The sequence below is a fragment of the Mucilaginibacter sp. P4_E8 genome, assembly GCF_056401495.1.
Map to the genome: position 1 here is coordinate 1 of NZ_JBFUJG010000045.1, position 25,055 is coordinate 25,055.

Sequence of the window (25,055 nt, forward strand, 5' to 3'; positions counted from 1 at the left end):
CCCCTGACAATGGCGTACTGGAGTTAACCTACATCGGGTACGCCAAAAAAATAGTCCCCATTAGCGGTAACCAAAGTTTAACCATTACTATGGAGGCCCTGCCATCTGCATTAAATGAGGTGGTAGTGGTTGGTTATGGTACCAGTAAAAAGGTTGACCTCACCGGATCGGTAGCAAGCGTTAAAGGGGCCGATTTGCAAAATCAGCCTGTAAGTAGCGCGGCACAAGCCCTGACCGGACGTGCGAGTGGTGTAAACATTGTACGTAACGATGGCTCGCCAGGCACTGCCCCAAGTATCCGCATCAGAGGAACAGGTACCCTTAATGATGCTAACCCTCTTGTGGTTATTGATGGTGTTCCAACAAGTAACCCCGATGCTTTAAGCGATATTAACCCGAACGATATTGCTTCGGTTGATATTTTGAAAGATGCTTCTGCAAGTGCTATTTACGGTACAAGAGCAGCAAATGGCGTAGTTTTGGTTACAACCAAAAAGGGTACTTATAACCAAAAGCTGGGTACTACGGTTAACTTTTACAATGGTTTTTCAAACTCAACAAAATATATAAAGTTACTTACGGCGCCTCAATTATATGATCTTAAAAGAGAGCGTTATGCCAATGATGGGGCTGATATTGGTGAACCATGGAATGATAGTTATTACGCTACGCAAAGAACCGACTGGCAGCGTGCCATAATGGGAACAGGCCATGTAACTAATGGCGATGTTAACATACAGGGAGGTAATGATGTATCTAATTATTATTTTTCTACTTCCATTTATAATGAAAAGGGCATCATTGATAAAAGCGACTTTAAGCGCTACAGCCTCAGGATCAACTCTGAGCACAAAGTAAAGCCCTGGTTTAAACTGGGCGAAAATGTGCAGTTAACTTATGCTGATAATAACGGCTTTGATACCCAAAGTTCACAAACCGGGCTTGTTTTCTCGGCATTACGCTTTAACCCGGCTATACCTTTGGTAAACCCTGATGGTACGTTTGGTACGTCAAAAGCGTTTGCAAATCAGCTTGGCGATATCAATAGCCCTTATGCTACTATACAAGAAACTGATCGTTACACCAAAAAATACCGTGCATTAATTAACGCCTTTGCCGAGATCTCGTTTTTAAAGGAACTAAAACTTAGAGTTAATTATGCTTTTGATGGTACCATTAATCGCGGATATAATTTTGGTATAGCCGATGTAAACCAGGCACGTCAAAATCCAACATCTACCTTAACTCAAACCGAAGGTGAATTATCATCACAATTGCTTGAGTCATTTTTGACATATGATAAAACCTTTGGCAAACATCATTTGACATTAACCGGTGGTTTCTCCTATCAAAACTTTAAAGAATATGGGTTTAACGCATCAAGATCAGGTTATGATGATACCGATGTAGATCAGCGTTTTCTTAATAACGGAACACAGCAGTTCAATTCCAATATTATACCTGATCTGTACGCACTTGAATCAGGTTTCGGACGTGCTTTTTATGATTATGACGGTAGGTTCCTGGCTACTGTAACTTTCCGTGCAGATGGTTCCTCAAAATTTGCCACTGGAAAAAAATGGGGTTATTTCCCAGCTTTTTCATTAGGTTGGCGGTTATCAAACGAGCAATTTATCAAAAACATCACTTGGATCAGCAACCTAAAACTGACAGGTGGCTGGGGTGAACTGGGTAACCAGAATGTTGATCCTTTTCAATACGTAAATATCATACAGATAAATAATACCTACGGCAATGGTGGCTATGCTTTTGGCGGCAATGGTGTAAGTGGTTCGGCTATTACCAGGATCGCTAATCCTGGTATTACCTGGGAACGGGCATCAATGGCCAATGTAAGTTTAGAGGCTGGTTTCTTAAATAATCAGTTAAATACAACCGTAACCTATTTTAATAAAAACACTAAAGATATGCTGATACCCCCACCTGTAGTAGGTACAACAGGGTTAGTTGCTATTCCCGATCAGAATATTGGTACCATGAATAATAAAGGTATTGAAGCGGAAGTAAACTACCAGGGTGGCGATAAGGTGAAGTTTTCGATAGGGGCAAACGCATCGTTTATTAAAAACAAGGTTACGCAGCTTAACGGACCTGGCACCTTCATAGGCTCAGTAGTTTATGGTCGTTCGAGCCAGGAGATATCCAGAACATACCAGGGTCAGCCAATCGCGTCGTTCTACGGGTGGAAAACTAATGGCTTATACCAAACTCAGGCCGATGTTGACAATGATCCCGCTTTGAAAAACGATCCGCGCAAAGGCAATATTAAACCAGGCGACGTACGTTTCCTTGATCTGGACGGCAATGGTTTAATTGATGGTAATGATCGCACTAACTTAGGTAACCCTAATCCGAATGTTACAGCAGGTTTACAGGGCAGCGTATCTTACAAAGGTTTTGACCTTTCGGCAAACTTTACCGGTGTATTTGGTGTAAGCCTGTACAATGCCGACAGGATGCAGGGTATTGACCCAACCTATCCGTTTAACTTGTACGCCGAGACATTAGGTCGCTGGACAGGGCCGGGTACCAGTAACACCATTCCACGCATGTCACTTGACCGCGCGAATGACAACTACCGCACTTCTGATCTGTTTGTTGAAAGCGGTAACTATTTCAGCCTTCGCAATGTAACCATTGGTTATACCCTGCCGTCACTTTGGACACAAAAAGCAGCGTTAAGCAGTGTAAGGATATATGCTTCAGGTCAAAATATGTTTTTCATAACCAACTACAAAGGCTATACACCTGAATTGGGTTACACAGATGGTAACAGACAAAGAGGTGTAGATGTGGCTCAGTACCCTTCTGTACGCACAATAACTTTTGGTATAACAGCAAAACTATAACGCCATGAAATCGAAAAAAATATTATATATAGCAGCCCTGGCATTATTATCAGCCACAGGTTGTAAAAAAGCGCTTGATCTGCAACAAAAGGGCGTTTACAATACAGATAATTATTTCAGGAACCAGGCCGATGCCGTAAATGCCATAACCGGTATATACAGCTTGCTGGAAGGTGAGGATTATATAGCCCACGCCGAAACAACTTTTGACGTGGCATCTGATGATTACTGGCGCTCTGGCGACCATAGCGAAGATGAAGCTATTGAGAACTTAACTTATGATGCATCAAACGCGCAGGTTAACTACAGCTGGAAATGGAAATATGAAACAGTAAACCGGTCGACTAATTGCATTCTTAATATTCCCAAAATTACTCAGATTGATGCGGCTATTAAAACACGCAGCATGGGCGAGGCTTATTTTTTCAGAGCTTTTGGCTACTGGCGTCTAATGGTAATTTATGGCGATGTGCCTATCATTACCGAGGATGATTATTCCAAACAAAATTTCAATGTGCCTAAATCGCCTATTGAGGACGTGCGCAAGCAGATAGAATCAGACTTGAAACAGGCTGTAAGCCTGCTTCCTGAAAGCTATGGCCCGGCAGATCGTGGCCGTGTAAGCAAAGGTACTGCCCTGGGATTTTTAACTAAACTATATATGTACTGGGAGAAATTCCCTGAAGCAATTGCTACGGGAAACCAGGTAATATCCAATGCTAACTATGCGCTGGCTGCCAATTATCAGGATAACTTTACGCGTGCCAATGAAAGCGGCAAGGAAATATTATTGTCTATACAGGCAGTACAAAATGTAATACAAAACGATTTTACAATTTATTATATTCCACGTCCATGGGGTGGTTATGGTTTTAGCCAGCCACTACAAGGGCTTGCCGATGAATTTGAGGCCAACGATCCGCGCAAACAGGCTACGCTGTTAAGTGTTGGCGACAAAGTAGACTTAGGAGATGGCAAAGGGTTAACCACATTTACATCCGATCTGTCGGCAACGGGTTTCTCTTTCCGTAAATATGCCGTATTTAACTCGGCAAATGAAGGCGGTGGTGTTGATCATACCTTCGCGGTACCTTTAATGCGCTCAGCCGATATTTACCTCCTGGTTGCCGAAGCACTGATCCGCACTAAAGGTGCAGGTGCAGGCGATGCTTTAATTAACCAGATCAGGCATAGGGCTTCACCTTTATTGAAACCTGTTGCGGGCGCGGGCATGAAGGAGCTGATTCACGAGCGTCGTATGGAACTTGCAGGCGAAGGCGAGCGTCATCAGGATCTTATGCGTTGGGATAAGGACAAAATAGTTGATATTGCAGCTATCTATAACTCGTCTGTATCCAAAGCACCGATAGACAAAAATAAAAACGTTGTTTTTATCCGTCCTAAACATTACTATTATCCAATTCCACAGGTTGAAATTGACAAGAGTAAAGGTGTTTTAAAACAAAATCCTAACTTTTAAAACCTGATAAAATGATTTGCCGGCAACCAGGATAAAAATTCTTTAAAAGAGTGCTTTGTTCTGGTTGTCGGCATTTTATGGGCAAACTGATTAAAGAAAATTGTCATTTCGAACGAAGAGAGGAATCTTATACAATCTGTACCTGTAAAGTTCACTTTGCATATTTTATAAGATTTCTCCTCGTTCCTTGTTCGAAATGACAATACTGTTTTATCTTCAATAACAAACACATTGCATACTGCTAAATGAAAAAATGTTTACTTGTATTTATTGTCATTACATTTGCTTTAAAAGCCAATGCCCAGGTTGATCAGAAGGCTTCAATTGCTTTTATTGAGCGCATTATTCCGGGTAAAAGCAGTTCATTTATAATAGAAACCATTCCACAACAAAACGGTAAGGATGTTTTTGAGCTGGATAGCAGGGATGGTAAAATAGTTTTGCGGGGTAACAATGGCTTATCCATAGCGTCGGCGCTAAATTACTACCTTAAAAATTATTGCTTCTGCGATATCGGCTGGAACGGTACCAACCTTAACTTACCGGCAACTTTGCCAATGGTCAAAAGCCTGGTACATAAAATTACACCTTATCAATACCGTTATTATTTAAACTATTGTACCTATAACTACTCCATGGCCTGGTGGGATTGGGAACGCTGGCAAAAAGAAATTGACTGGATGGCTTTAAACGGCATTAACCTGCCGCTGGCTATAACTGGCGAAGAAGCCGTTTGGCAAAATGTATATAAAAGCATGGGTTTTACTGATAAACAACTCGATGAGTTTTTTAGCGGTCCGGCTTATTTTGCCTGGTTTTGGATGGGTAACATTGATGCCTGGGGTGGCCCATTGCCACAGCATTGGATGGACTCACACAAAGAGTTACAAAAGAAAATACTGGAGCGTGAACGCTCATTCGGGATGAAGCCTGTATTGTCTTCATTTACAGGGCATGTTCCGCCTTCATTTAAAGATAAATTTCCTGGCGCAAAAGTAAAAAAGACCAACTGGGACGCCGGTTTCCCCGATGTATATATCCTTGACCCTGACGATCCGATGTTTGAGACCATCGGTAAAAAATATATAGAGGTACAAACAAAAGAGTTTGGTACAGATCATTTGTACTCTGCCGATACCTTTAACGAAAATGTACCACCAACAAACGATTCCACCTATCTGGATGGTATGAGTAAAAAGGTGTTCAACTCTATGGCAGCTGCCGATCCGAAAGCTATATGGGTAATGCAGGGGTGGATGTTTCACTATAACAACAAATTCTGGCAGCCGCAGCAGATCAAGGCCCTGTTAAATGCAGTACCAAACGAACAAATGATCGTTTTAGATCTGTACAGCGATGCACACCCGGTATGGAACCGCACCGAAGCCTATTATGGCAAACCCTGGATATGGAGCATGTTGCAAAATTTTGGTGGCAACATAAGCCTGTTTGGCCGTATGCGTCACGTAGCTGCCGATCCAGCCATAGCCCTGCATGATCCCGAATCAAAAAATATGCGAGGCATAGGCATCACTCCTGAGGGTATCGAACAAAACCCGGCTTTGTTTGCATTGATGTTGGAGAATGTATGGAACGATACGCCAATTGATGTAGATAAATGGCTCGTGAACTACGCTCAAAGGCGTTATGGACAAAGCAACAGTCAGATTAATGAAGCATGGCATATTCTGCTGAATACCGTTTACTCCGGCGGTTTGACCGAGGGTGGGCAAGAATCTATCATCGTGGCCCGGCCTACCATGAAAAAAAGTATCGACAGGGTACTTACTAAATTGGATTATGATCCGACACAATTGGTTAAAGCCTGGGGCATGTTTATAAATGCCTCTGATAGCCTGAAACAAAGCGATGGTTTTCAATATGATCTGGTTGATATAACCCGGCAGGTATTAGCAAACTATGCAAGTCCGCTGCAGCAAAAAATGGCAAATGCTTACAAAAGCAAGGATAAGGAACACTTTAAGCTATACAGTACACAGTTTTTACAACTGATGGATGATATGGATGCTTTACTAAGCACACGTAAGGATTTTCTGCTGGGTAAATGGATCAATGAAGCAAGGGCTAACGGTATAACCGAAAAGGAAAAGAACCTGTATGAACTTAATGCCCGCGATCTGGTTACGCTTTGGGGCGATAAAGAAAGCGGCTTAAGCGAATATTCCAATCGCCAATGGGCCGGACTTATCAAAGGCTATTACAAACAGCGTTGGGTGTTATTTTTTAGCCAGTTAGATAAATCCTTGTCGGCAGGTACTGAATTTGATGGTAAAGCTTTTGATAAGCAGGTAAAGGATTGGGAATGGCAATGGGTAAACAAACATGATAATGCCTATCCTAATACCATCAGCGGCAATGCGGTTAACCTCTCAAAGCAGTTATTTGAAAAGTATAACAGTGTAATTCAGCAAGCTTATAACCAGCAGTAATGAACAGGCGTAATTATATTATACTTTTAATTATTGCTTTAGCTGTTTGCCGTACCACAGTTTACAGCCAGGCAATTAATGACCATATATTCCCAGCTCAGGCATCAGCTAAGCCGTTTATTGATTTTGACAATAAAGGCTTTTTAATAAATGATAAGCGCACTTTCCTGGCCTCTGCTGGTATGGAATATGCGAGGGTACCACATCAGCTATGGCATGATCGTTTGCTGCGTTTAAAACGCGCGGGTTTTAACTGTGTGGAGATATACACCCTGTGGAATTTCCATGAACCGCAGGAAGGCAAGTTCAACTTCACCGGCGATCATGACCTGAACGCATTTTTAAAGATGGTTAAAGACTTAGGTATGTACGCCATTGTTCGTGTCGGACCGTATTATTGTGCCGAGTGGGATCTTGGAGGTTATCCGATATGGCTAAAATTTAAACCAGGCTTAAGGGTAAGGGAAGATAACGAGGAGTTTGAAAAATACGTCGACCGGTTTTTTGACAAGCTCTTGCCTATTGTATGCAACCAACAGATCAACAAAGGCGGAGCGGTGATCATGGTTCAGCTGGAAAATGAGCATAACAACGGCTGGGGAACCATAATGCCCGATAATTACTTTAAGCGTTTGCAAAGCAAGGCTCTGAGTATGGGCCTGCAGGTGCCATACTTTTTCAGTGGTCTTCACCATGCCAGCGACCCGGCAGGCGATGATACGCTGGATGATACCGCAAGACCCAATCCCTGGTTCTCTACCGAGTTTTGGAGTGTGTGGTATTCCCAGTATGGCGCTAAGCTAACCGATTCGGCTTTGTATGACAGGCGTACATGGAAAATAATAGCACATGGAGGCGGAGGGTATAATTACTATATGGCACATGGCGGATCAAACTTTGGCTATACCAATAATGATGAGGATGCAGCTTCGTACGATTATGGAGCGGCTATCGGTCAGGCGGGTGATCTGCGTCCCATTTATTATTCGTTTAAACGTGCTGCCACATTTGCATGCAGCTTTCAGTATATATTAGAAAACAGTACTGACGCGACTGCATCTTATAAAAACATAACTGCTGATAAGGGGGTAAAAGTAACCTCTCGATCCGGCAATGCGGGTGACCTTATCTTTCTGGATAATCCGGGCACAAATACGGTTAAAGCTACTATTAGGGCAGATGCCGCGATACCAGCATCAAACATAACAATAGCTCCCGGCGAGATATATCCGCTGGTACATAATTTTACCATTAGCAAAGCAATTACCCTTAATTGGGCACTTACACGTATTTACGGATTGGTAAAACAAGGGAATACTACCACCATTTTGGTTGAAACCACAAAGAGCAATCCTGCATCACTTTATTTTAAAGTAAGCGGGAAGCCAACGATAGTTAAAGGAGCACCGGGGTTTAGAATAACAAATGGCAACATCAGCCTTATAGCTCCCCAACATCAAACCGATAACCCTGCAGAATATACATTTGAAGTTTCCGGCCAGCGTGTCCGAATTTTGGTATCTGATGCACAGGGTATGGACAAAACCTGGATTGCTGAAATACCCGGATCAAATGCTATTATCAGCGGAGCATCGTACCTTGGAGAAGTTAAAGTGCAAAACAAACAGCTGCTGGCAAATGCCGAATATCCTTTGATGGCTAAAAAAGACGGTCAGATCAGGTTGTATTCAGATAAGAGTTCATTTGTATTATCTACTGTTTATCAGAATGATATAAATTCAAGCTCAACTATTAATTTATCTGCATGGCAAAACAAAAATGCTGCTGTTTATGCTTTACCTGGTTACGATGATAAAGATTGGTTCAGTTCAGCTAATCCTATGCAAATGGGCGCTGATGATAATATTACTGCCAATGCCTGGTATCGTACCAAATTAGATGTTCCATCATCAGGTAAATACACCATGCAGGTTGATGGCGGTGACAGGGCCACAGCTTTTATTGACGGCAAGCAGTCAGCACGTTGGAAGATCCGTGATGGAGAGGTAACGCTCGATATAGAAAAAGGCAAACATACTTTGGCCGTATTTACCGCGCATGATGGTCGCGATAAGCTGGCTGCATATATGGGGGCAATTACCGACGTGGACAAAAAAGGCTTATCAGGCCAGGTCCAGCTTAAAAAAGGAGGCCCTTTTATCTCTGCCACCACAAACTGGTATTTTATAAAGGCTGAAAAGGCAGCGGATTYAAAGAATACAATTCCCGCATTTGATACTGTTCAATGGAAAAAATACAAGATCGGCGATGATGTATTTAATAAACAGGAGGGTTACGGCTGGTTTCAAACCATTATTCCTATAACCGAAGGCGGCCCTTCAAAATTGATGATCAATTTCAGAAGCGTTGATGAAGATGCTACCGTATTTATTAATGGTAAACAGGTAGCACAGCACAAAGGCTGGAACTCGCCATTCGCGGTTGAGGTTAATGATGCGGAGATCCTCAAAAAGCCAATCACCCTTACTTTGTTTATCGAAAACCATTCGAATGAAGGCGGGATAGATCAGCCGGTAAAAATTAACAGTATTGGCGATGGCATGGTATTATCCGGATGGAAAATGTTCGGCGGTCCGGGTGATCCAAATGCAACCACTGGTTGGAATAAAATTTCACCCAAAATAACATTTTCCGGGCCGCAATTTTTCCGGTCGCAATTCGCCGTGCCAGCGCCAAAAGGAAAACACCTGATATGGCGTGTACATACTGATGGGTTGAGTTATGGCTCGGTATGGGTAAACGGTCATAACCTTGGTCGTTATCCCGAAAAAATTGGCAACATTGGCATGTACATACCGGAGTGCTGGTTAAAAACTGGCATAAATCAACTGGTGATCTATGACGAAAATGGTAAACGACCTGATGGGGTAAGCATCAGATTAGAAAAAGAGGCGGGCAGGGTGGTTTATACACTTCAAGGAAAACTTTAAATAAATAAAAGTTATATGACTTTAGCGAATAACAGATTTATAACGCTCGATATTTTCAGGGGGATGACGATATGCTTTATGATCATTGTGAATGCTCCCGGTTCTGGCGCGGTACAATGGGCGCCGCTTGATCATGCCGCCTGGTTTGGTTTTACACCTACCGATCTTGTTTTTCCATCCTTCCTGTTCGCGGTAGGGAACGCGCTTAGCTTTTCAAAAAATAAGTTTGAAACCAACGGAGCTTTTTTGCGCAAAATTGGTAAGCGCACGCTGATTATATTTTTATTGGGATACCTGATGTATTGGTTCCCGTTTTTTCACCGCGAAGCTGGGGGATGGGCGCTTAATCCGCTGGCCAATACCCGCATTATGGGCGTACTGCAACGTATCGCGCTTTGTTATTTCTTTGGATCGCTTATCGTTCATTATTGCTCCAAAAGAGCGGCACTTATTATTTCGGCGGCGCTTTTATTGGGTTACTGGGTGTTTTTGTTATTGTTTGGAGAGCCGGGTAAGGAGTTTACCATGCTGGGTAATGCCGGTACCCGGTTAGATATTTTAATTATAGGTAATGCGCACCTGTATCATGATAAGGGCGGTCCCATAGCATTTGACCCTGAAGGTTTGTTGAGCACCTTAACAGGTATTGTAAATGTAATAGGTGGTTATTTGGCTGGTGCATACATACAGCGTAAAGGCCGCAATTATGAAACGGTGGCCAAATTATTAATAGCCGGCGCATTTTTAATTGGCGCAGCCTTGTTTTGGGGCCAATTTTTTCCGATCGCGAAAAAACTATGGACAAGCTCGTTTACATTGCTCACTATCGGGATCGATCTGGTGATTATCGGTGTATTGATCTACGCTATCGAAATCAAGAACGTTAAACGGGGTACAGACCTTTTCCTGGTTTTTGGCAGGAATTCACTGGCCATTTATCTGTTGTCAGAGTTATTATTCACCTTAATTTCAACCATTTGGGTAAAACCCAATTTAAGTTTTTACGACTGGATAAACCAGGTATTTTACCAGCCGCTTTTTCCGGGAGCATTCGGTACGCTGGTTTTTGCAGTGTGCTATATGATGTTGTGCTGGTTTGTGGGCTACCTGATGGATAAAAGGAAGATCTATATCAAAATATAACCCTGTGCTTTATGTTTAAAAGAATTTTTTTTGGGATAAGGTATATATTGTTTTCGCTGATATTGCTCTTATCAGTTACTGATATTTACGCGCAGGAAAAAACAAATCTGCACTATGTAAATCCCTTTATAGGCACTACTAAAAGTGGTGTACTTACCCATTGGGGTGGCGATGGCGGCACATATCCCGGTGCTGTGGCTCCGGCAGGCTTTATCCAGATAAGCCCCGAAACCCGGGTTGCAAAAGGCTATGATTATACCGATTCGGTTATTTATTATTTTAGTTGCCTGGGGCATCACAGCGGCTTTCCCGAGGGTTCTGCCGGGCGTTTGTTCATTATGCCGGTAACCGGCAATAAACAGTTTGAACCCGGTCAGTATAAAAGTCGCTTTTCTCATCGTAGTGAAATAGCCCGGCCGGGTTATTATAAAGTAAAATTTAGTGATAACAATATCATTGCCGAAGCCAGCGCCGCTACACGTACCGGTGTGCTCCGTTTTACTTTCCCGGTTAAAACAAAGGTTCAGGTTTTTGTAGGTAATGCCGGTACCATTACTCTTGTTTCAGGCCGGGTAATCCATGGAGAGGTCTTAAACACGGTAATTAATTTTAGTGAAGATTACATTGAAAAGAAGCAGGTAAAAGATGGCTATCTGTTTACATTTAAAAACGCTGTTACCAGCCCAAAGGTTATTGAAATTAAACTAAGTACATCAACAGTAAACTTTGCCGGCGCGCAAAATAATATTTATAAAGAAACAGCTAAGCTTAGTTTTGATGCGCTTGCTAAACGCACATCGGGTGAGTGGGCAAAGCAGTTATTAACGGTTGATATCAGTGATACCAGTGAGGCTAATAAAACCATATTTTATACGGCACTTTACCATTCGCTTTTAATTCCATGGGTAATTTCTGATGTTGATGGCAGTTATCGCGGAGAGGACGGAGTAGTTCATCGCGCCAGTGGAAAGTATCAATACGGAGGGTTTTCGCCCTGGGATACCTTCCGCTCGCTGCACCCACTGTTGAGTTTGCTGTATCCTGAAAAGCAAAACGACATCATTTTATCCATGCTGGATATTTATAAGCAGACCGGCCATTTACCAACCGAAAGCATGACCGGCAACCATTCGGTGCCTATTATTGTGGATGCCTATTTAAAAGGCATTACCGGCTTTGACAAAACACTGGCTTATGAGGCCATGAAGAAGAGCATCGTTGATTCGCCTTTTGTACAAAAGGACATGGAGATCTATCATCGTATGGGCTACGTTCCTTATTCTAATTCGGAATCAGTAACCCGAACGGTAGAGTATGCCTATGACGATTGGGCATTATCCCAATATGCCAAACAAGTGATGCATAACCAGCCCGACTATCAGCTTTTGCGGCAACGGGGCTTTAATTACAGGAACCTGTTTTACCCCGAAGGCTTGTTTTTGCTCCCGCGATTAGGAAAGGATTTTAAGATCAACCCGGGAATGTCAGGCTATAAAGAAGGAGATAAATGGGTATATTCTTATTTTGTGCCCCATAATGCTAAAGACCTGGTAAACCTGATGGGAGGCAACGAGGCTTTTGCTAATCGTTTAGATTCAGCTTTAAGGAATGATGTAATACTGTTTGATAACGAGACTGTTATACACTTGCCTTATCTTTTTAATTCAGCTAACCGTCCTGATCTTACTCAAAAGTGGTGCAGGGATATTATGTTATCGCGATATAAGAACCGTCCGGATGGCTTGCCCGGCAATGATGACCTGGGTGCCATGTCAAGCGCCTATATATTTAATGCGCTGGGGATCTTTCCGGTATCTCCCGGCCGACCGCAATATGCCATAGGTTCTCCATTATTTCAATCGGTAAAGCTGCATTTAGCTAATCATAAAACATGGGTAATTGAAAGCAAAAACCAATCTGCCGCAAACAAATATATAGCGTCATTAACCATAAATGGTAAACCCCATGATCAGTTGGTGATACCTCATTCCTTAATAACACAAGGGGGCACGATGCAGTTTACCATGAGCAAAGGTGCACCTAACCGCTGRCCTGCTGATAAAGATCCCATATCCTTGTCAGAAACTAAAACACCAGTTGATATACAGCTATTAAAATACAACCTGCAAAAAACTAAAGTAGAACCTAATGAACTTTTATGGCTGCATTTTACACTCAAAAATAATGGTGCCCCTGGTACTAAGAACATCAAACTATATGTTGATGGAAAAGAAAATGCTTCTAAAAACTATCTTGTTCAACAAGGCGCCACGATAAGCGATTCCATTAGTTTCAGGTTGTACCGGTTAGGAAAAGTAAAGGTAGGTCTGGATAGCAAGGGCGGTACTACAATTGAGGTTATTGAACCTGCAGGGCAGGTAAAACACCCTTTTGAAATATCGGGACTTACCCTTAAACCGCTTATACAGCAAAATCAGGAACAAAGGATCAGTTATACCGTAAAAAATCTGACCGGTAAAGACCAGCAATTTAGCATCCCGGTAAACATGAACGATTCCCTGTTATATACCGACCATATACAGCTTGCTCCGGGAGAAAGTAAAATGCAGGAACACCGTTTTATTGATCATAATACGGGGCTTAAAGTGCTCAGGGTTGATAGCTCAGGAACAAAATATAAGGTTTATAATAACAATACCGCATCATTACTGCTTGATTTGTCATTCGTTGCAAATGGTAAAGATCAGTTGATTAAAGATCGGTCGGGTTTTGATAATAATGCACATATTATCCGCTCAAAGACAGAGTTAAACCAAACAGGGAAAAGGATATTATTGGGTGATGATTGTTTTGCTGAGGTTCCAAATGCCCTAAACCTGGATAACATGGGGCAAACCATTACCATGATGGCCTGGGTTTATCCGCAGGGACAGGAAACAGGTCTTGTGGATATGCTGACCAAGGGCGATACGCATGTTTTACAAATGATGAATAATAAAGCGCTTACCTTTTTTGCAGGTGGCTGGGGCAGGGGAGATTGTACTGTAAATCTTCCGGCCGATTGGAAACAACACTGGCACCATATTGCAGGTGTTTGTAATGGCAATACCCTATTTGTTTATATTGATGGTAAATTAAGTGGTACATCAACAGTTGAAGGAACGGTGAGCCTGTCTACACCCAACAAATGGCAAATAGGGCGCAATGAAGAATTTCCCTCAGAAAGGGTGTTTCACGGTTATATGGATAACATAAAGGTTTATGCTCAACCACTATCGGCCGATGAAGTTATGGAGGTTTTTAATAAGGAGCGTGTCAGTTTTGAAGATCATCCGGAAAACTAAACGACCTAAGCAGATACGGGCACTTCCGTTTGCTTAAACAGGTATTTTTTTAGTTTTTTAATTGGCAGATAAGTAAAGGTGATGGAAAATAGAGCAGCCAATGAGCCATCAAGAATAGCCATGCCGGTTGCATTAAATTTATAATGTGCGGGCAAGCTTAATTGCGTACAAACCATTATAGTCAAAACCAGCAGTAATGTTCCCAACCCATTGATGATAGCCATTTGCATAATGAATTTGTTTTTATTCAGGCTTTCATCAAGTACCATGTCAATTACGCCTTGTTCAATAGCTTGCATAGTTTTTTTTAGTATATCAAAAGTGAGGATGAAGGGCAAAAACAACGACATAGGTAATGTAAGCCTGGCCAGACTTTGTTCACCTTCAAATAAATGAGTATATCCTAATTTAGTGAAACTGGCATAAGCAATCAGGGCATTAAAAAAGATATTGGGAATAATATAGTACAGCAGTTTTTTCCGCAGAAACCGCTTTAATGTAGTTTTAGCTTCTTGTTTAATGATATCAGGCATGTGATAATTGCTGTAAATTGGCAAACAGTATTTTCATTGTTGCTGTCTTTATCTTTAAAGCATCGGCTTTGTCAAGAAATACATCGTTTGACATGAATGTAAAATCCATCCGGTTTTTAAATGTGGTTGTTACCAATGTATTAGGGTTACGCCACGGAAACGCAACCGTTGGACTATAAATGGTTTCCAGCTCAAATGACCGGTAAGTTTCAGGGATATTCAACCTGCCCATATTAGATAGGGTAATATCATGCGTACCATCAGTTGCCTTTAAAAACTTAACCATCCTGTTAACTGACGCGTGCATATATTCACCCATCCATAACATTTCATAGGTGTTCATGGCTTCAATTTTGTTCGTAAGGTCGGTTTTAATGTTACGGGCCAGGGTCCAGAAATCAATATCCTGCTTCTTATCTATAGTGAGCTCAACTATGGGGGCAAAGGCAAACATGGTGTCCTGTTTTATTTCAGGAATAAAACGCCTGATATCAACCGGGCTGATAACTTTTCCCCGGGCTTTATCGCCCCTTATTTGCTGAAACGCTTTCATAAAAGCTATGCACAAAGCACCATGTACAGAGGTGCCGGCATTTTTGCAAGCATCGGTTATTGAAAGGGTGTGTTCTTCATCAAGTTTCCAGTGCAGTGCATAATTATTTCCGCTGCCAAATTTGTTGCGGGTGTTTTTAAACAGAAAAAACAGCTTACCTAAAAATGAAAATATCCGGGCTTTACGGGCATTTTTAACCCGGTCAAAAGTATCAGGCATTAATTCTTTTACCGAATTAAATGTAGTATAAGCTTCAAGTTCCTGCTCAGGATCATCCAACAAACTTAATATCTCACGCATTAGGGCTACGCAGGTACTTCCATCACAAACGCAATGCGGCATTACCAATAGCAGTTCAGACACCGTTGCTGACCGTACCCAAACCAGCCTGGCCAGTGGCTCATTTACTCCATCAAACAGCTTATACCATTCTGTTTCCGACTCTTTTAGCCAATCATCATCTGTGAACCGCTCTGCTATACGAACAGGGATCATACGAACACTGTCATTCAGAATAAAATATGGCCCACCTTCCTGATCTTCATCAATACGTACACGCAAGAGAGGGTGTTTATGCTGAACTTTAAAAAGCGCGGTTTGCAGGTTCTCCGGATTTATACTGCCATGTATCTTTGCGGTGAATACACAATTAAGCGGCGTAGTAGCATCTACGTGCATAATTCTTTCCACCATCATCAGTTTTCTTTTCATACTACGGCTATAACTGCATGACCAATCTGTTCTTTAATGATCGAAGTTATTTTATCCTTAATAGCCAGAGCTTCCTCATAAGGGATAAATCCTTCGCTGGCGATAAAAGAAAAATCCATATGTCCCCTGTAAGTAGAGGTAACCAGCGTAGTAGTATTACCAAGCGGGCCAATTACCGAAGGGCTGAATATGGTTTCCAGTTCAAATAATTGATACTGATGGGGGATATCGATCTTGCCGAGATTGGAAAACATACAGTCGTTACTTGATTTTCCATTTTTTAAAAGGTTGGTGAAATTATCCATGCAGGCATGGGCCGATTCCATCATCATCATAGTTGCATATGGGTCGAGCTTTGCCGATTTTTTATCGACATGTTTTTGCATGGCCTTTATATTATCTAAGAAATCAAGCCCAGGATAAGCCGACACCACCAGCATTAAGCCAAATGCGAAGATCTGGTCTTTTTTAATTTCGGGAGCAAACCGACGGATATCTACCGGGCAGGATACTTTGTTATGCGCCTGCTCTTTCCTTACTTGCTTAAAGGCACTCAATACCACACCGCACAACATGGTATTTACAGTTATCCCTGCCGATTTGCAATAAACAACCAGATCTTTACTCAATTCCTGGTCAAACTTCCAGTGAATGAGGTAATCGTTTTTCCTGTCGACGCCATTTTTCTTAACTGGGATAAGCCGCAGAACCAACGTGGCTAATCCGCCGATCAGCTTCGCTTTTATTTGTTTCTTTCTGTTGTTAAGTATGGCTGGCGGAATAATATCTTCGACCCCTTTTATCGGATCTTCTTTGCCTATATCGGCATTGGGGTCATCCAAAAGTTGCAGCAATTCGGTTAAAATACTCATGGCCGAACCACCATCACATAAACAATGATGTATAACAAATATCATATCTGAAACAACATCGTCCTTTATCCATACCAGGCGTATAAGCGGCCCTTTTGCAGTGTCAAACGGTGTGTGCCATTCTTTTTGTGACTCTGTTTGCCAATCATCATCTCCTGTTCGTTTTACTATTCTGACAGGAATTTTAAATGATTGTGCCTCATCAACAATAAACCAGGGCCTTTGCTTTTCGTCATCCTTTACAAATGCATTTAGCCAGGGATGTTTTTCCTGTAACTTTTCCAGTGCCTGATGCAGGTCAGCTTCAAAAAAAACGCCCCGAAGCCTAAACGGAATAACCGCGTTAAAAGGGGTGTTCCCATCGCCGTGCAGCATTCTTTCGCCAAATAGTAGTTTTCTTCTCATAGCCATTAATTTAATGGTTCAAGAATTTGTTCGGCTTTTGCAAAATCTTCCAGTAATTGTACTGCCTTGTCATTACCGCCGGCTGCTATAAAGGTTTCTCTAACTTTTTGTGCGGCAGTACGGTACTTAGGGTTTTGCAGCAATTCAAAAACAGTATCACGCAAATCGGTTATCCTTAAACGTTTGTAGCGTATGCTGATACCTGCGCCAGAATTTTCAATAAGCTTTGCCGTGTGGAAATGATCATAAGCGATAGGGGTGATGAGCATAGGTAAACCATTGGTAAACGTATCATTAACGGTATTGAAACCTCCGTGACAGATCACCATGTCCATATGTGGCATCAGTTCTGTTTGTGGTACAAAACCATTTACGATAAAATTATCCGGCCATACCTCAAAAATATCAGGATTAGTAGCGGCAATGATGGTTACCGGCTGATCAGCAAAAGCAGTGATCAGCTTTTGGAAAAACTCCTTGCGGATATCAACCAGCAGGGTACCTAATGATACAAAAACTTTAGGAGTGGTAACTTTTGCTAATCGCTCCCAATCAAAAGCAGCCTCGTTTGGCCTTCCTTTTACCGGGCCTACAAATTTCATGTGTGGAGAAACCTCATTAAAGCCGGCAAAAGTTTGTGAGGTAAATATCATATTAAGCTTATGCGAATGGATAAATATTTCATCGCCATAAACCCCAAACTCCTGTTGCAAGCCTTTGATCAAGTTTTGCTGCCACTCAAATATTTTAGGGGCACTGTTTGCGGTATCGCCCATTACATCAGGTGGTACCGGGGTAGTTGTTACACATGGGATGCCTTCGATGTGGGCACACAATGCACCTGCAAAAGTGATACAATCATTAATGATCACATCCGGTTTCCAGGCATCAACAAAATTACTCAGTCCTGGCATCATGATACGGGCGAGGGGTACATAGGTTTCTTCCAATGCAAGCTTCATAACTTCGGGACCTGAGCAAGCCGGGCCATCATCCTGACGTTTTAATATGCGGCTTATTTGCCCCTGGTGTTCTTCCAGCTCTGCTTCGGGCAATATGAATTCGCCACCAGTTGGCACATGCTTAGCTGCAAGTGGTGTTATACCCAGCCATTTTACTTTATGGCCGCGGGCAATTAAGCTGGCGCCTATACTTAATGTGGGACTGATGTGACCAAAAAATGGCGGAACAACAAATAAAAATCTTGCCATAATAGCGTTTTAATTTTTTAATACTTCCAAAGGTTGTTTAATGGCGACCTGTTCGAGCAGATCAGCCGCGGTTTCTGTACCGCCGGCATCCAGGAACGATTGTTTTAGCTGTTCTGCAGCTGCTTTATAGTCAGGGGTACTTAAAATCTCATTAACGGAATCTTTTAAATGACCGGCTTTAAAACGGTTAAAGTTTAACCGCAGCCCGGCTCCTGTACGAACCACCCGCCCCGCAACATGCGATTGATCATAAGCAATAGGGATCACAACCATAGGTAAACCATTCAGCAGGGTTTCGCAAACGGTATTGTGCCCGCCATGGCATACTACGGCATTCAGGTGCGGGAGTAATTCTAACTGTGGCACTTGTGTTTTAACTATAAAATTTGAGGGCCATTCATCAAACAGGGCAGGATCTGAAACTACTACAACTGTAATATCCTCATTGCCAAGTGCCTCGATCACTTTGGCGAAAAAGCTCTTTTTATGCTCGTGATCAAACGTGGTACCAATACTTACCAGTATTTTGGGCCTGTTACTTGCCTGTAACCTATACCAATCAAATGTTACCTTAACCGACCGACGATTGATCACCGGCCCTGTAAAATGATAGTGGGCAGGTAACTCCATTTCGCCAAAAAACAATTGTGAGGTAAGTACCATGGTAAGCAGGTTTGAACATGCTATAGACGAGGCATTATCGATACCAAACTCCCGTTGCAGGGCTACTATCTGGTTCACTTCCCATTCATGTACCTTCGGCAATTCATCCATTACCTTTATAGCCGCCGGGGCTGTAACCGATGTAGCATAAGGCAGGTTTTTATTAACCGCGGCAATGGCTCCGGCAAACATTTGGTGATCAGTGATAACCAGATCAGGCTTAAATTGATCAAGCAAGTTGACTATACCCTCATAGCTATGCCGGTTTAGGGGAATCAACACCTCTTCATACAAAAATTTGATGCTATCTATACCGTAAACAATTTTTTTGGTGATGATATTCAGGTATTGCTCACTATCCTGTTTCTGCTGGTCGCTTTCGTCATAGTTGATGTATAACAGTTCGCCGCATTCAGGTAATTTTGATGCTAACGACTTATCGAGTGTTATCCAGCCAACCCGGTGACCACGCTGCAGCAAAACAGCACCCATGCTTAAGGTTGGGTTAATATGCCCGGTTAACGGAGGTACAACAAATACAAACTTTGCCATGATGATGCTTTAGGGGTATTATTTAATTCATAAAAAATGTATTGATCATATTGCCAACCAATACCGGTTCCTGTATCGGGATGTTATGATCACCGGGTACAGGTATTAGTTCCGAGCTTTTTATCATTTTACTTAATTGTTCTCCGGTTCCCAAACAGTTAGAGTCTGATCCGTAAAGCAGCAGGGTTTCTTTGTTTATGGTTGTAATTTCAGGATCGCTAAAAAAATCCTTTTCGGCTACCATGTCGTTTTTTATACTGGTTTGGTAAAACAGATATTCATACATCCGGTGATTGCGTTCCATTTGGCGTTTACCCATTTTTACCTTGGTGGTATCCGTGAAATTCTCTACATAATGCTCCAGGAACTCCCGGCTATAATCATCAATAATACCACGCGCTTTTTCGTCGCTTGGATCAGGCGCTTCAATAATGGCCAGTTTTTTAAGTTTTTCAGGAAAACGGAGTGCCATTTTTAAAGCGATCAACCCACCAAAACTGTAACCCGCCAAATGCACTGCATTTAAATTCAGTGTTTCCATCAGGGCATAAAGGTCATCGGTCATGCTATTCAGGTCATAGCCATTTAATGTTCTTTCGCTCATGCCATGGCTTTTCAGATCGTACATTACCACATGAAAATGCTCGGCCAGTATTGGAGCTATATTAAAATAATACACAGAGAGGTTGCTAAACATACCATGGATCAGCAGCACAGTTTCAGTAGCTTCTTTGTTAAGCTCCTGGATATGTACATCCCTGTTATTTATCTTAATTATTGGCATTCGTGAATGTAATTGATGATCATACCTAAGTTCAGGTTAATAAGCTGGTCAAGATCCATTGATGATAACCAGCCGGTAAAATCTATCTGATCGCCAAAATGTGCCTTTATTTTTTCGGAGAAGGATACAATTTCAATACTGTCCATTTCCAGGTCTTTGGTAAAAGAACTTTCAGGGGTGATATCCATCTCTTCAACAAATTCTTCGCCTATTACTTCGGTAATAAATTGTTTCATAAGATCAAAGATCTCGTCGCTGTTCATTTTTGCGGTTGATGCTACTGTGTCCATCCGATTATGTAATTTTTATGTTTTAATGTTTTTATGAAAATGTCATTGATGCGCAGTTCATCGCCCTTGACCTCTTGAACTGCGTATGCCTTCGGGTTGCCCTGCAGGCCTTTGCCCAGGTATTTGCCATAGGCTTCTTTAGCCACCCAAAAGCGGGTTGCCCATTCGGCTTTGTCTCTATCTGCTAATAAGGTGATTTCTGTTTCTGAAAATACCATGTCAAAAAAGCCCTCGCCGCGTTCTTCAATCGTTTCTATATCGATGCCTACCGGTTTATCAAATTGGGCAATACCAACAGCATCGGTGCCTTTATGGGCAATAGATATGTGAATGCCATCGGTAAGGCCTCCATGCGGATAGGGTTTACCAAGCTCGTCTGCTTTTATTTCGAAAGTGATAGGATAGCAGGCCTGCTGTTTTGTTTTATTCAACAAGTTCCTCACAGCATCCTTTACGGCCACGCGACTGATCATCCAAATTTTCTTCTTATTTGGCATCAGACTATTATGAAGCTTTTTCTCGTCCTGGTTAAAGTAACGTTTCAGGATAAAATCCCAGGAAACCACGCGCGAATAAGCCTGATGGAACATGAAAACGCCGGGAGCAATCTCTTCAGACAAACGGTTGTGCAGAGGCGACATGGACACGTTCCATAAAGGTTCGTCAATTTCAAGCCGCCTGTTTTGCCAGCCCGAAATAATGGCCCATATTTTGCCATCACGCTTCATCACAAAATCTGCTGTGGCAAATTCATCGTTAAGTTCTGTAAGTACACAGGTGCATTCAAATTGTCCCTGCTGATCTTCCATCGCCCCGAAGAACTCGATCTCCTGTATTTTTACCGGGAAAGCTATGCGATCTTTGGTGAGCGTTAGCTGTAACCATAATCCAAATAATTGCCCTGCATTGTCTAACAAGGAACCCTTGCCGGTAGCGCCTTCAATAATGCCTGTAATACCCTTGCTGCCCACCGCTTTTAATGATCTGATGCCCTGATAACGCGGGCCATGAAACATATGCGCATCATAGATCTGTTCAGGCGTACGTTGTATGTCCAGCGTTTCGCCAATATCAAAATGCCTGTTTGGTGCTGCATTAAGCTGCCTGGACAATTGTACTTCGGCATTGGCAAAACGATCAAGATCAAGATATACGCGTTGCTGGTCTTTCCATTCACCGGTAACAGTTTCACGGAAAGGTTTCACTACGTTCATCCATTGAAATACTTTGATATTCATGATCTTTTGAACCTGTTCACCTGGTGATTGCTCCGCAGCTATTTCGCCAAACATCTCAAATATCATAGTCATGGGGATCACCGGGTCCATATCTTCCACACAATGCCAGCCTTTTGGTTGCCTTAGCAAGGAGTGGTCAATCAGGTACGGACAGTTATCCAATGTAACATCTAATTGTTTGGAGAACGGAACCCGTTTTGCCGGTGATGTTGTTACGGATACTGGTGCCACTACCGGGGGGAATGTTACTACTCCCTGCGTTGTCCTTACTACCGGTTGCAAAGTACGGTTCTGAAATAGTTGCAGCATTTCTGTTTGGATGCTAACCATTTCGGCCACATTGCTGTTAAAAGCCTGCATAATAGGGTCTGCTACATCAACCAGTAATGCTTCGCGGTTGATGGGAGCTGGTTGATGGGTTTGAGTTGCAAGCCCTTTTACACCTTCCAGTTTACGAACTATGGGCGATCCTAATTGTAGTTTAATGCCTTTAATGGCGGTAGGCACAGTAGTTTTTTTATGCCCCATAAAGTCCATTCCAACTTCTTTACCCTCTACAAATAACGCTGCCAACACCCGCTGTAATTGAGTTAAGCCCGACCGGATAGGTACGTTGGATGCTATGGTACTAAAGTTTTTTCCTTTTAAGGTATCGTCAATAAAACCCATTAATCCACCTGAGCCAACCTGGATGAAAACACGTGCACCTTCACTGTACATTTTTTCTGTAAGCTCACGGAAACGCACCGGTTTAATGAGGTGTTCGGCGCTTAGTTGCCTGATGGCCTCAAAACCCTCGGGATAAAGCGCTAAAGTGGTTGCCGACCATAACGGTGTAGTTGTTTTACGGAACTGCATATTTCGCATCCCGTCAAGAATTAAGTCTAATTTATCGGCCACAAAAGGGGAGTGGAAGCCAGATTGAAAAGGCAGTATCTGATGAAAGATCTGCTTAGCCTTCAATATAGGCACCAGCTCATCCAAGGCAGGTTTGCTGCCGCAAAGTATTACCTGTTGCGGGCAATTATCATTGGAAAGGTATACGTCTTTAATATTGGCTATAATAGGCTCCAACTGGTCAATCCCGCTACCTACGGCAATAAACCTGGAGTCTTTTAGCTCAAAAGTTTCGGGGTTTAAAACATCAAGCAGTTCCATAACCGAACTTTCTTCGGCCAGTTCAGATGAACGGGCTGCCAGCCATTCGCCTAAGCTATGCCCTGCGTTCATATCAGGCTTTATGCCCAATTGTTTAAGGGCGGTATCTAATACGCGGCTCTTGTTTAATATTCCTAATGCTTCGCTTAATAAGCCTTCGGCTTTTGTATCGGTGTCCGTAGCTATGTTAAAATAATCAGATACGGTAGTAACCTCGCCACCCGCCAAACCATCCAAGCCGGGGAATACAAAAGCAATTTTTCCGCTATTGTTAAGCAAGGGCGAATTGGTGTACCAGATGTCCTGTTTATTGCGCCATGGATTGTTTTTAGTAGCAACTTTAGCAGCTTTTTTTAGCCGCTCAGGTGTTGGATTGAATACGGCGATGCGGTAGTTGCCACTTCCTTCGGTGAAATCCTGTGTTTCCAGTGCTGTGATCAGCGCTTCGTTACTTTGCCTGGCAAGGAGTAATACTTCGTCTTTTTTAGGCGAATTAAATCCTTCAAGCACCACATGGGCGTTAATACCCCCAAAGCCAAATGCATTTACCCCCGCAAGTTTGGGCAAACCTGATTCGGCCCAGTTCCGTGGGTTCTTTACAGCCGAAAAGCGGGTTTTGCCCATCTGCGTCAAAGGAGTTTCGCAATGCAGGGTTGGGGGTAAAGTATCGTGATATAATGCCAGGCAGGTTTTTATAAAACCGGCAATACCAGCCGCGGGCATGGCATGACCAATGTTTGATTTTACAGTTCCGATACCCGCGTTAGGCAGATCGGGGTGATGGCCAAAAAACTGGGTAAGTGTTTCCAGCTCAGTTTTGTCACCAAGAGGGGTACCCGTACCGTGGGCTTCCAGATACCCAATGTTATTTATAGCTACACCTGCATTTTCCCACGCCTGTTCAATAGCTTTAAGCTGACCTTTTACGGATGGACTCATTACGCTAGTGCCACTGCCATCGCTGCTCACACCAACGCCTTTAATTACCGAATAGATCCTATCCTTGTCATTTATGGCATCTTCCAGACGTTTTAAAACTACAAACCCACAGCCTTCACCAATAATCAATCCATCGGCATTGGCATCAAAGGGTTTTATTTTTTCCTGGCGGGATAAAGCGCCCAACTGCGAAAAGATACTCCAGAAAGCGGCATTTTGCCCCACGTGTACACCGCCGGCTATAACCATATTACAGCGCCCGCTGTTAAGCTCCTGCACAGCGTGATCAATAGCAATAAGTGAACTGGCACAGGCAGCATCAAGCGTAAAGGCCGCGCCGCCAAGATTTAAGCGGTTGGCTACCAGTGAGGCTACCAGGTTGGGAATAAGCCCCATAGCGGTATCGGCACTAAAGCGACCTTTGCGCAGCTGAAATTCGTGCTTTACTTTTTCTATTTCATCCTCACCCAAATTTGGCAGGATATCTTTTAAAATCGAAGCTATCTGCTCACCTGTTCTTACAATTTCAATAGCCCGCGTTGCACCGGGGCCTGCATAATTACCTTTGCCTATAATGATGCCTGTTTTTTCGAGCGTGATATTTTTTGCAAATACGCCAGCATCCTCTAAAGCTTTATATGCCAGATCGAGCGTTAATAAATGATCAGGCTCGATGCCTTCAACGGCTACAGGAAGGATGCCAAAACGACGCGGATCAAATTCATAATCGGGAATAAAACCACCACGGTTGCAATAAAAGCGGTCGACACCAGAAGCCCCTTTGTCAAAATGCACCGGATCTATACGATCCGGTGGCACTATTTGAGTTGAGTCGACCTTGTTAATTATATTTTGCCAAAAAGTTTCTACATCAACCGCACCGGGAAAAATGCATGACATTCCAATTACTGCTACGTCGGTTTTCTTCATGAGTGATGGGTTTAGGC

The 25,055-nt window shown here is 42.7% G+C and carries 14 protein-coding genes; 6 read left to right on the forward strand and 8 right to left on the reverse strand.

Translation table 11 applies throughout. The annotated features are described in order from the left end of the window. From AC1DRQ_RS16770 to AC1DRQ_RS16795, 6 genes are all read left to right on the forward strand, one after another. The coding region (locus AC1DRQ_RS16770; RefSeq protein WP_477425780.1) for a SusC/RagA family TonB-linked outer membrane protein at positions 1-2,870 on the forward strand (2,870 nt) is incomplete at its 5' end. A gap of 4 nt (positions 2,871-2,874) precedes the next feature. Continuing rightward, positions 2,875-4,350, forward strand: a complete 1,476-nt coding sequence (locus tag AC1DRQ_RS16775) for a RagB/SusD family nutrient uptake outer membrane protein (protein ID WP_477425781.1) — start codon at positions 2,875-2,877, stop codon at positions 4,348-4,350. A 245-nt stretch (positions 4,351-4,595) separates the two neighbouring features. Continuing rightward, complete coding sequence (locus AC1DRQ_RS16780; protein ID WP_477425782.1) at positions 4,596-6,800, forward strand: alpha-N-acetylglucosaminidase; 2,205 nt, start codon at positions 4,596-4,598, stop codon at positions 6,798-6,800. Next, positions 6,800-9,751 carry a beta-galactosidase gene (locus tag AC1DRQ_RS16785; RefSeq protein ID WP_477425783.1) on the forward strand — a complete coding sequence of 984 codons (2,952 nt, stop codon included), beginning with the start codon at positions 6,800-6,802 and terminating at the stop codon, positions 9,749-9,751. Before AC1DRQ_RS16780 ends, AC1DRQ_RS16785 begins: the two co-directional genes overlap by 1 nt. 15 nt (positions 9,752-9,766) lie before the next feature. Further along, complete coding sequence (locus AC1DRQ_RS16790; protein WP_477425784.1) at positions 9,767-10,894, forward strand: acyltransferase family protein; 1,128 nt, start codon at positions 9,767-9,769, stop codon at positions 10,892-10,894. A gap of 11 nt (positions 10,895-10,905) precedes the next feature. After that, positions 10,906-14,199: a GH92 family glycosyl hydrolase gene (locus AC1DRQ_RS16795; RefSeq protein ID WP_477425785.1), complete on the forward strand. Its 3,294-nt coding sequence runs from the start codon at positions 10,906-10,908 to the stop codon at positions 14,197-14,199. Positions 14,200-14,204: 5 nt separating this feature from the next. On the opposite strand, the gene AC1DRQ_RS16800 is transcribed toward AC1DRQ_RS16795, so the two are convergent. From AC1DRQ_RS16800 to AC1DRQ_RS16835, 8 genes are read right to left on the reverse strand one after another with little or no spacing between them, the layout of a single operon-like run. Beyond that, the gene (locus AC1DRQ_RS16800) at positions 14,205-14,732 is read right to left on the reverse strand and encodes a hypothetical protein (RefSeq protein ID WP_477425786.1); all 528 of its coding nucleotides are present in this window, start codon (positions 14,730-14,732) and stop codon (positions 14,205-14,207) included. Beyond that, positions 14,725-15,996 (reverse strand): condensation domain-containing protein, encoded by a 1,272-nt coding sequence (locus tag AC1DRQ_RS16805; RefSeq protein WP_477425787.1) that lies wholly within the window; start codon positions 15,994-15,996, stop codon positions 14,725-14,727. The genes AC1DRQ_RS16800 and AC1DRQ_RS16805 overlap by 8 nt, the downstream gene beginning before the upstream one ends. Beyond that, positions 15,993-17,273: a condensation domain-containing protein gene (locus AC1DRQ_RS16810; protein WP_477425788.1), complete on the reverse strand. Its 1,281-nt coding sequence runs from the start codon at positions 17,271-17,273 to the stop codon at positions 15,993-15,995. Before AC1DRQ_RS16810 ends, AC1DRQ_RS16805 begins: the two co-directional genes overlap by 4 nt. Positions 17,274-17,278: 5 nt before the next feature. Continuing rightward, the gene (locus AC1DRQ_RS16815; protein ID WP_477425789.1) at positions 17,279-18,484 is read right to left on the reverse strand and encodes a glycosyltransferase; all 1,206 of its coding nucleotides are present in this window, start codon (positions 18,482-18,484) and stop codon (positions 17,279-17,281) included. Between the two features lie 9 nt (positions 18,485-18,493). After that, positions 18,494-19,699, reverse strand: coding sequence for a glycosyltransferase (locus tag AC1DRQ_RS16820; RefSeq protein WP_477425790.1), 1,206 nt, complete (start codon positions 19,697-19,699; stop codon positions 18,494-18,496). Between the two features lie 22 nt (positions 19,700-19,721). Beyond that, on the reverse strand, positions 19,722-20,483 hold the full coding sequence (locus tag AC1DRQ_RS16825) for an alpha/beta fold hydrolase (RefSeq protein ID WP_477425791.1): 762 nt from the start codon (positions 20,481-20,483) through the stop codon (positions 19,722-19,724). Continuing rightward, on the reverse strand, positions 20,474-20,773 hold the full coding sequence (locus tag AC1DRQ_RS16830) for an acyl carrier protein (RefSeq protein WP_477425792.1): 300 nt from the start codon (positions 20,771-20,773) through the stop codon (positions 20,474-20,476). The genes AC1DRQ_RS16825 and AC1DRQ_RS16830 overlap by 10 nt, the downstream gene beginning before the upstream one ends. Beyond that, positions 20,761-25,038, reverse strand: a complete 4,278-nt coding sequence (locus AC1DRQ_RS16835) for a type I polyketide synthase (protein ID WP_477425793.1) — start codon at positions 25,036-25,038, stop codon at positions 20,761-20,763. The genes AC1DRQ_RS16830 and AC1DRQ_RS16835 overlap by 13 nt, the downstream gene beginning before the upstream one ends. Positions 25,039-25,055: the final 17 nt, after the last annotated feature.

What these genes read in the sequence shown, in the direction of transcription:
- AC1DRQ_RS16775 (WP_477425781.1), top strand. Translation starts at nt 2,875, where the DNA reads ATGAAATCGAAAAAAATATTATATATAGCAGCCCTGGCATTATTATCA.
- AC1DRQ_RS16780 (WP_477425782.1), top strand. Translation starts at nt 4,596, where the DNA reads ATGAAAAAATGTTTACTTGTATTTATTGTCATTACATTTGCTTTAAAA.
- AC1DRQ_RS16790 (WP_477425784.1), top strand. Translation starts at nt 9,767, where the DNA reads ATGACTTTAGCGAATAACAGATTTATAACGCTCGATATTTTCAGGGGG.
- AC1DRQ_RS16800 (WP_477425786.1), bottom strand. Translation starts at nt 14,732, where the DNA reads ATGCCTGATATCATTAAACAAGAAGCTAAAACTACATTAAAGCGGTTT.
- AC1DRQ_RS16805 (WP_477425787.1), bottom strand. Translation starts at nt 15,996, where the DNA reads ATGAAAAGAAAACTGATGATGGTGGAAAGAATTATGCACGTAGATGCT.
- AC1DRQ_RS16810 (WP_477425788.1), bottom strand. Translation starts at nt 17,273, where the DNA reads ATGAGAAGAAAACTACTATTTGGCGAAAGAATGCTGCACGGCGATGGG.
- AC1DRQ_RS16815 (WP_477425789.1), bottom strand. Translation starts at nt 18,484, where the DNA reads ATGGCAAGATTTTTATTTGTTGTTCCGCCATTTTTTGGTCACATCAGT.
- AC1DRQ_RS16820 (WP_477425790.1), bottom strand. Translation starts at nt 19,699, where the DNA reads ATGGCAAAGTTTGTATTTGTTGTACCTCCGTTAACCGGGCATATTAAC.
- AC1DRQ_RS16825 (WP_477425791.1), bottom strand. Translation starts at nt 20,483, where the DNA reads ATGCCAATAATTAAGATAAATAACAGGGATGTACATATCCAGGAGCTT.
- AC1DRQ_RS16830 (WP_477425792.1), bottom strand. Translation starts at nt 20,773, where the DNA reads ATGGACACAGTAGCATCAACCGCAAAAATGAACAGCGACGAGATCTTT.
- AC1DRQ_RS16835 (WP_477425793.1), bottom strand. Translation starts at nt 25,038, where the DNA reads ATGAAGAAAACCGACGTAGCAGTAATTGGAATGTCATGCATTTTTCCC.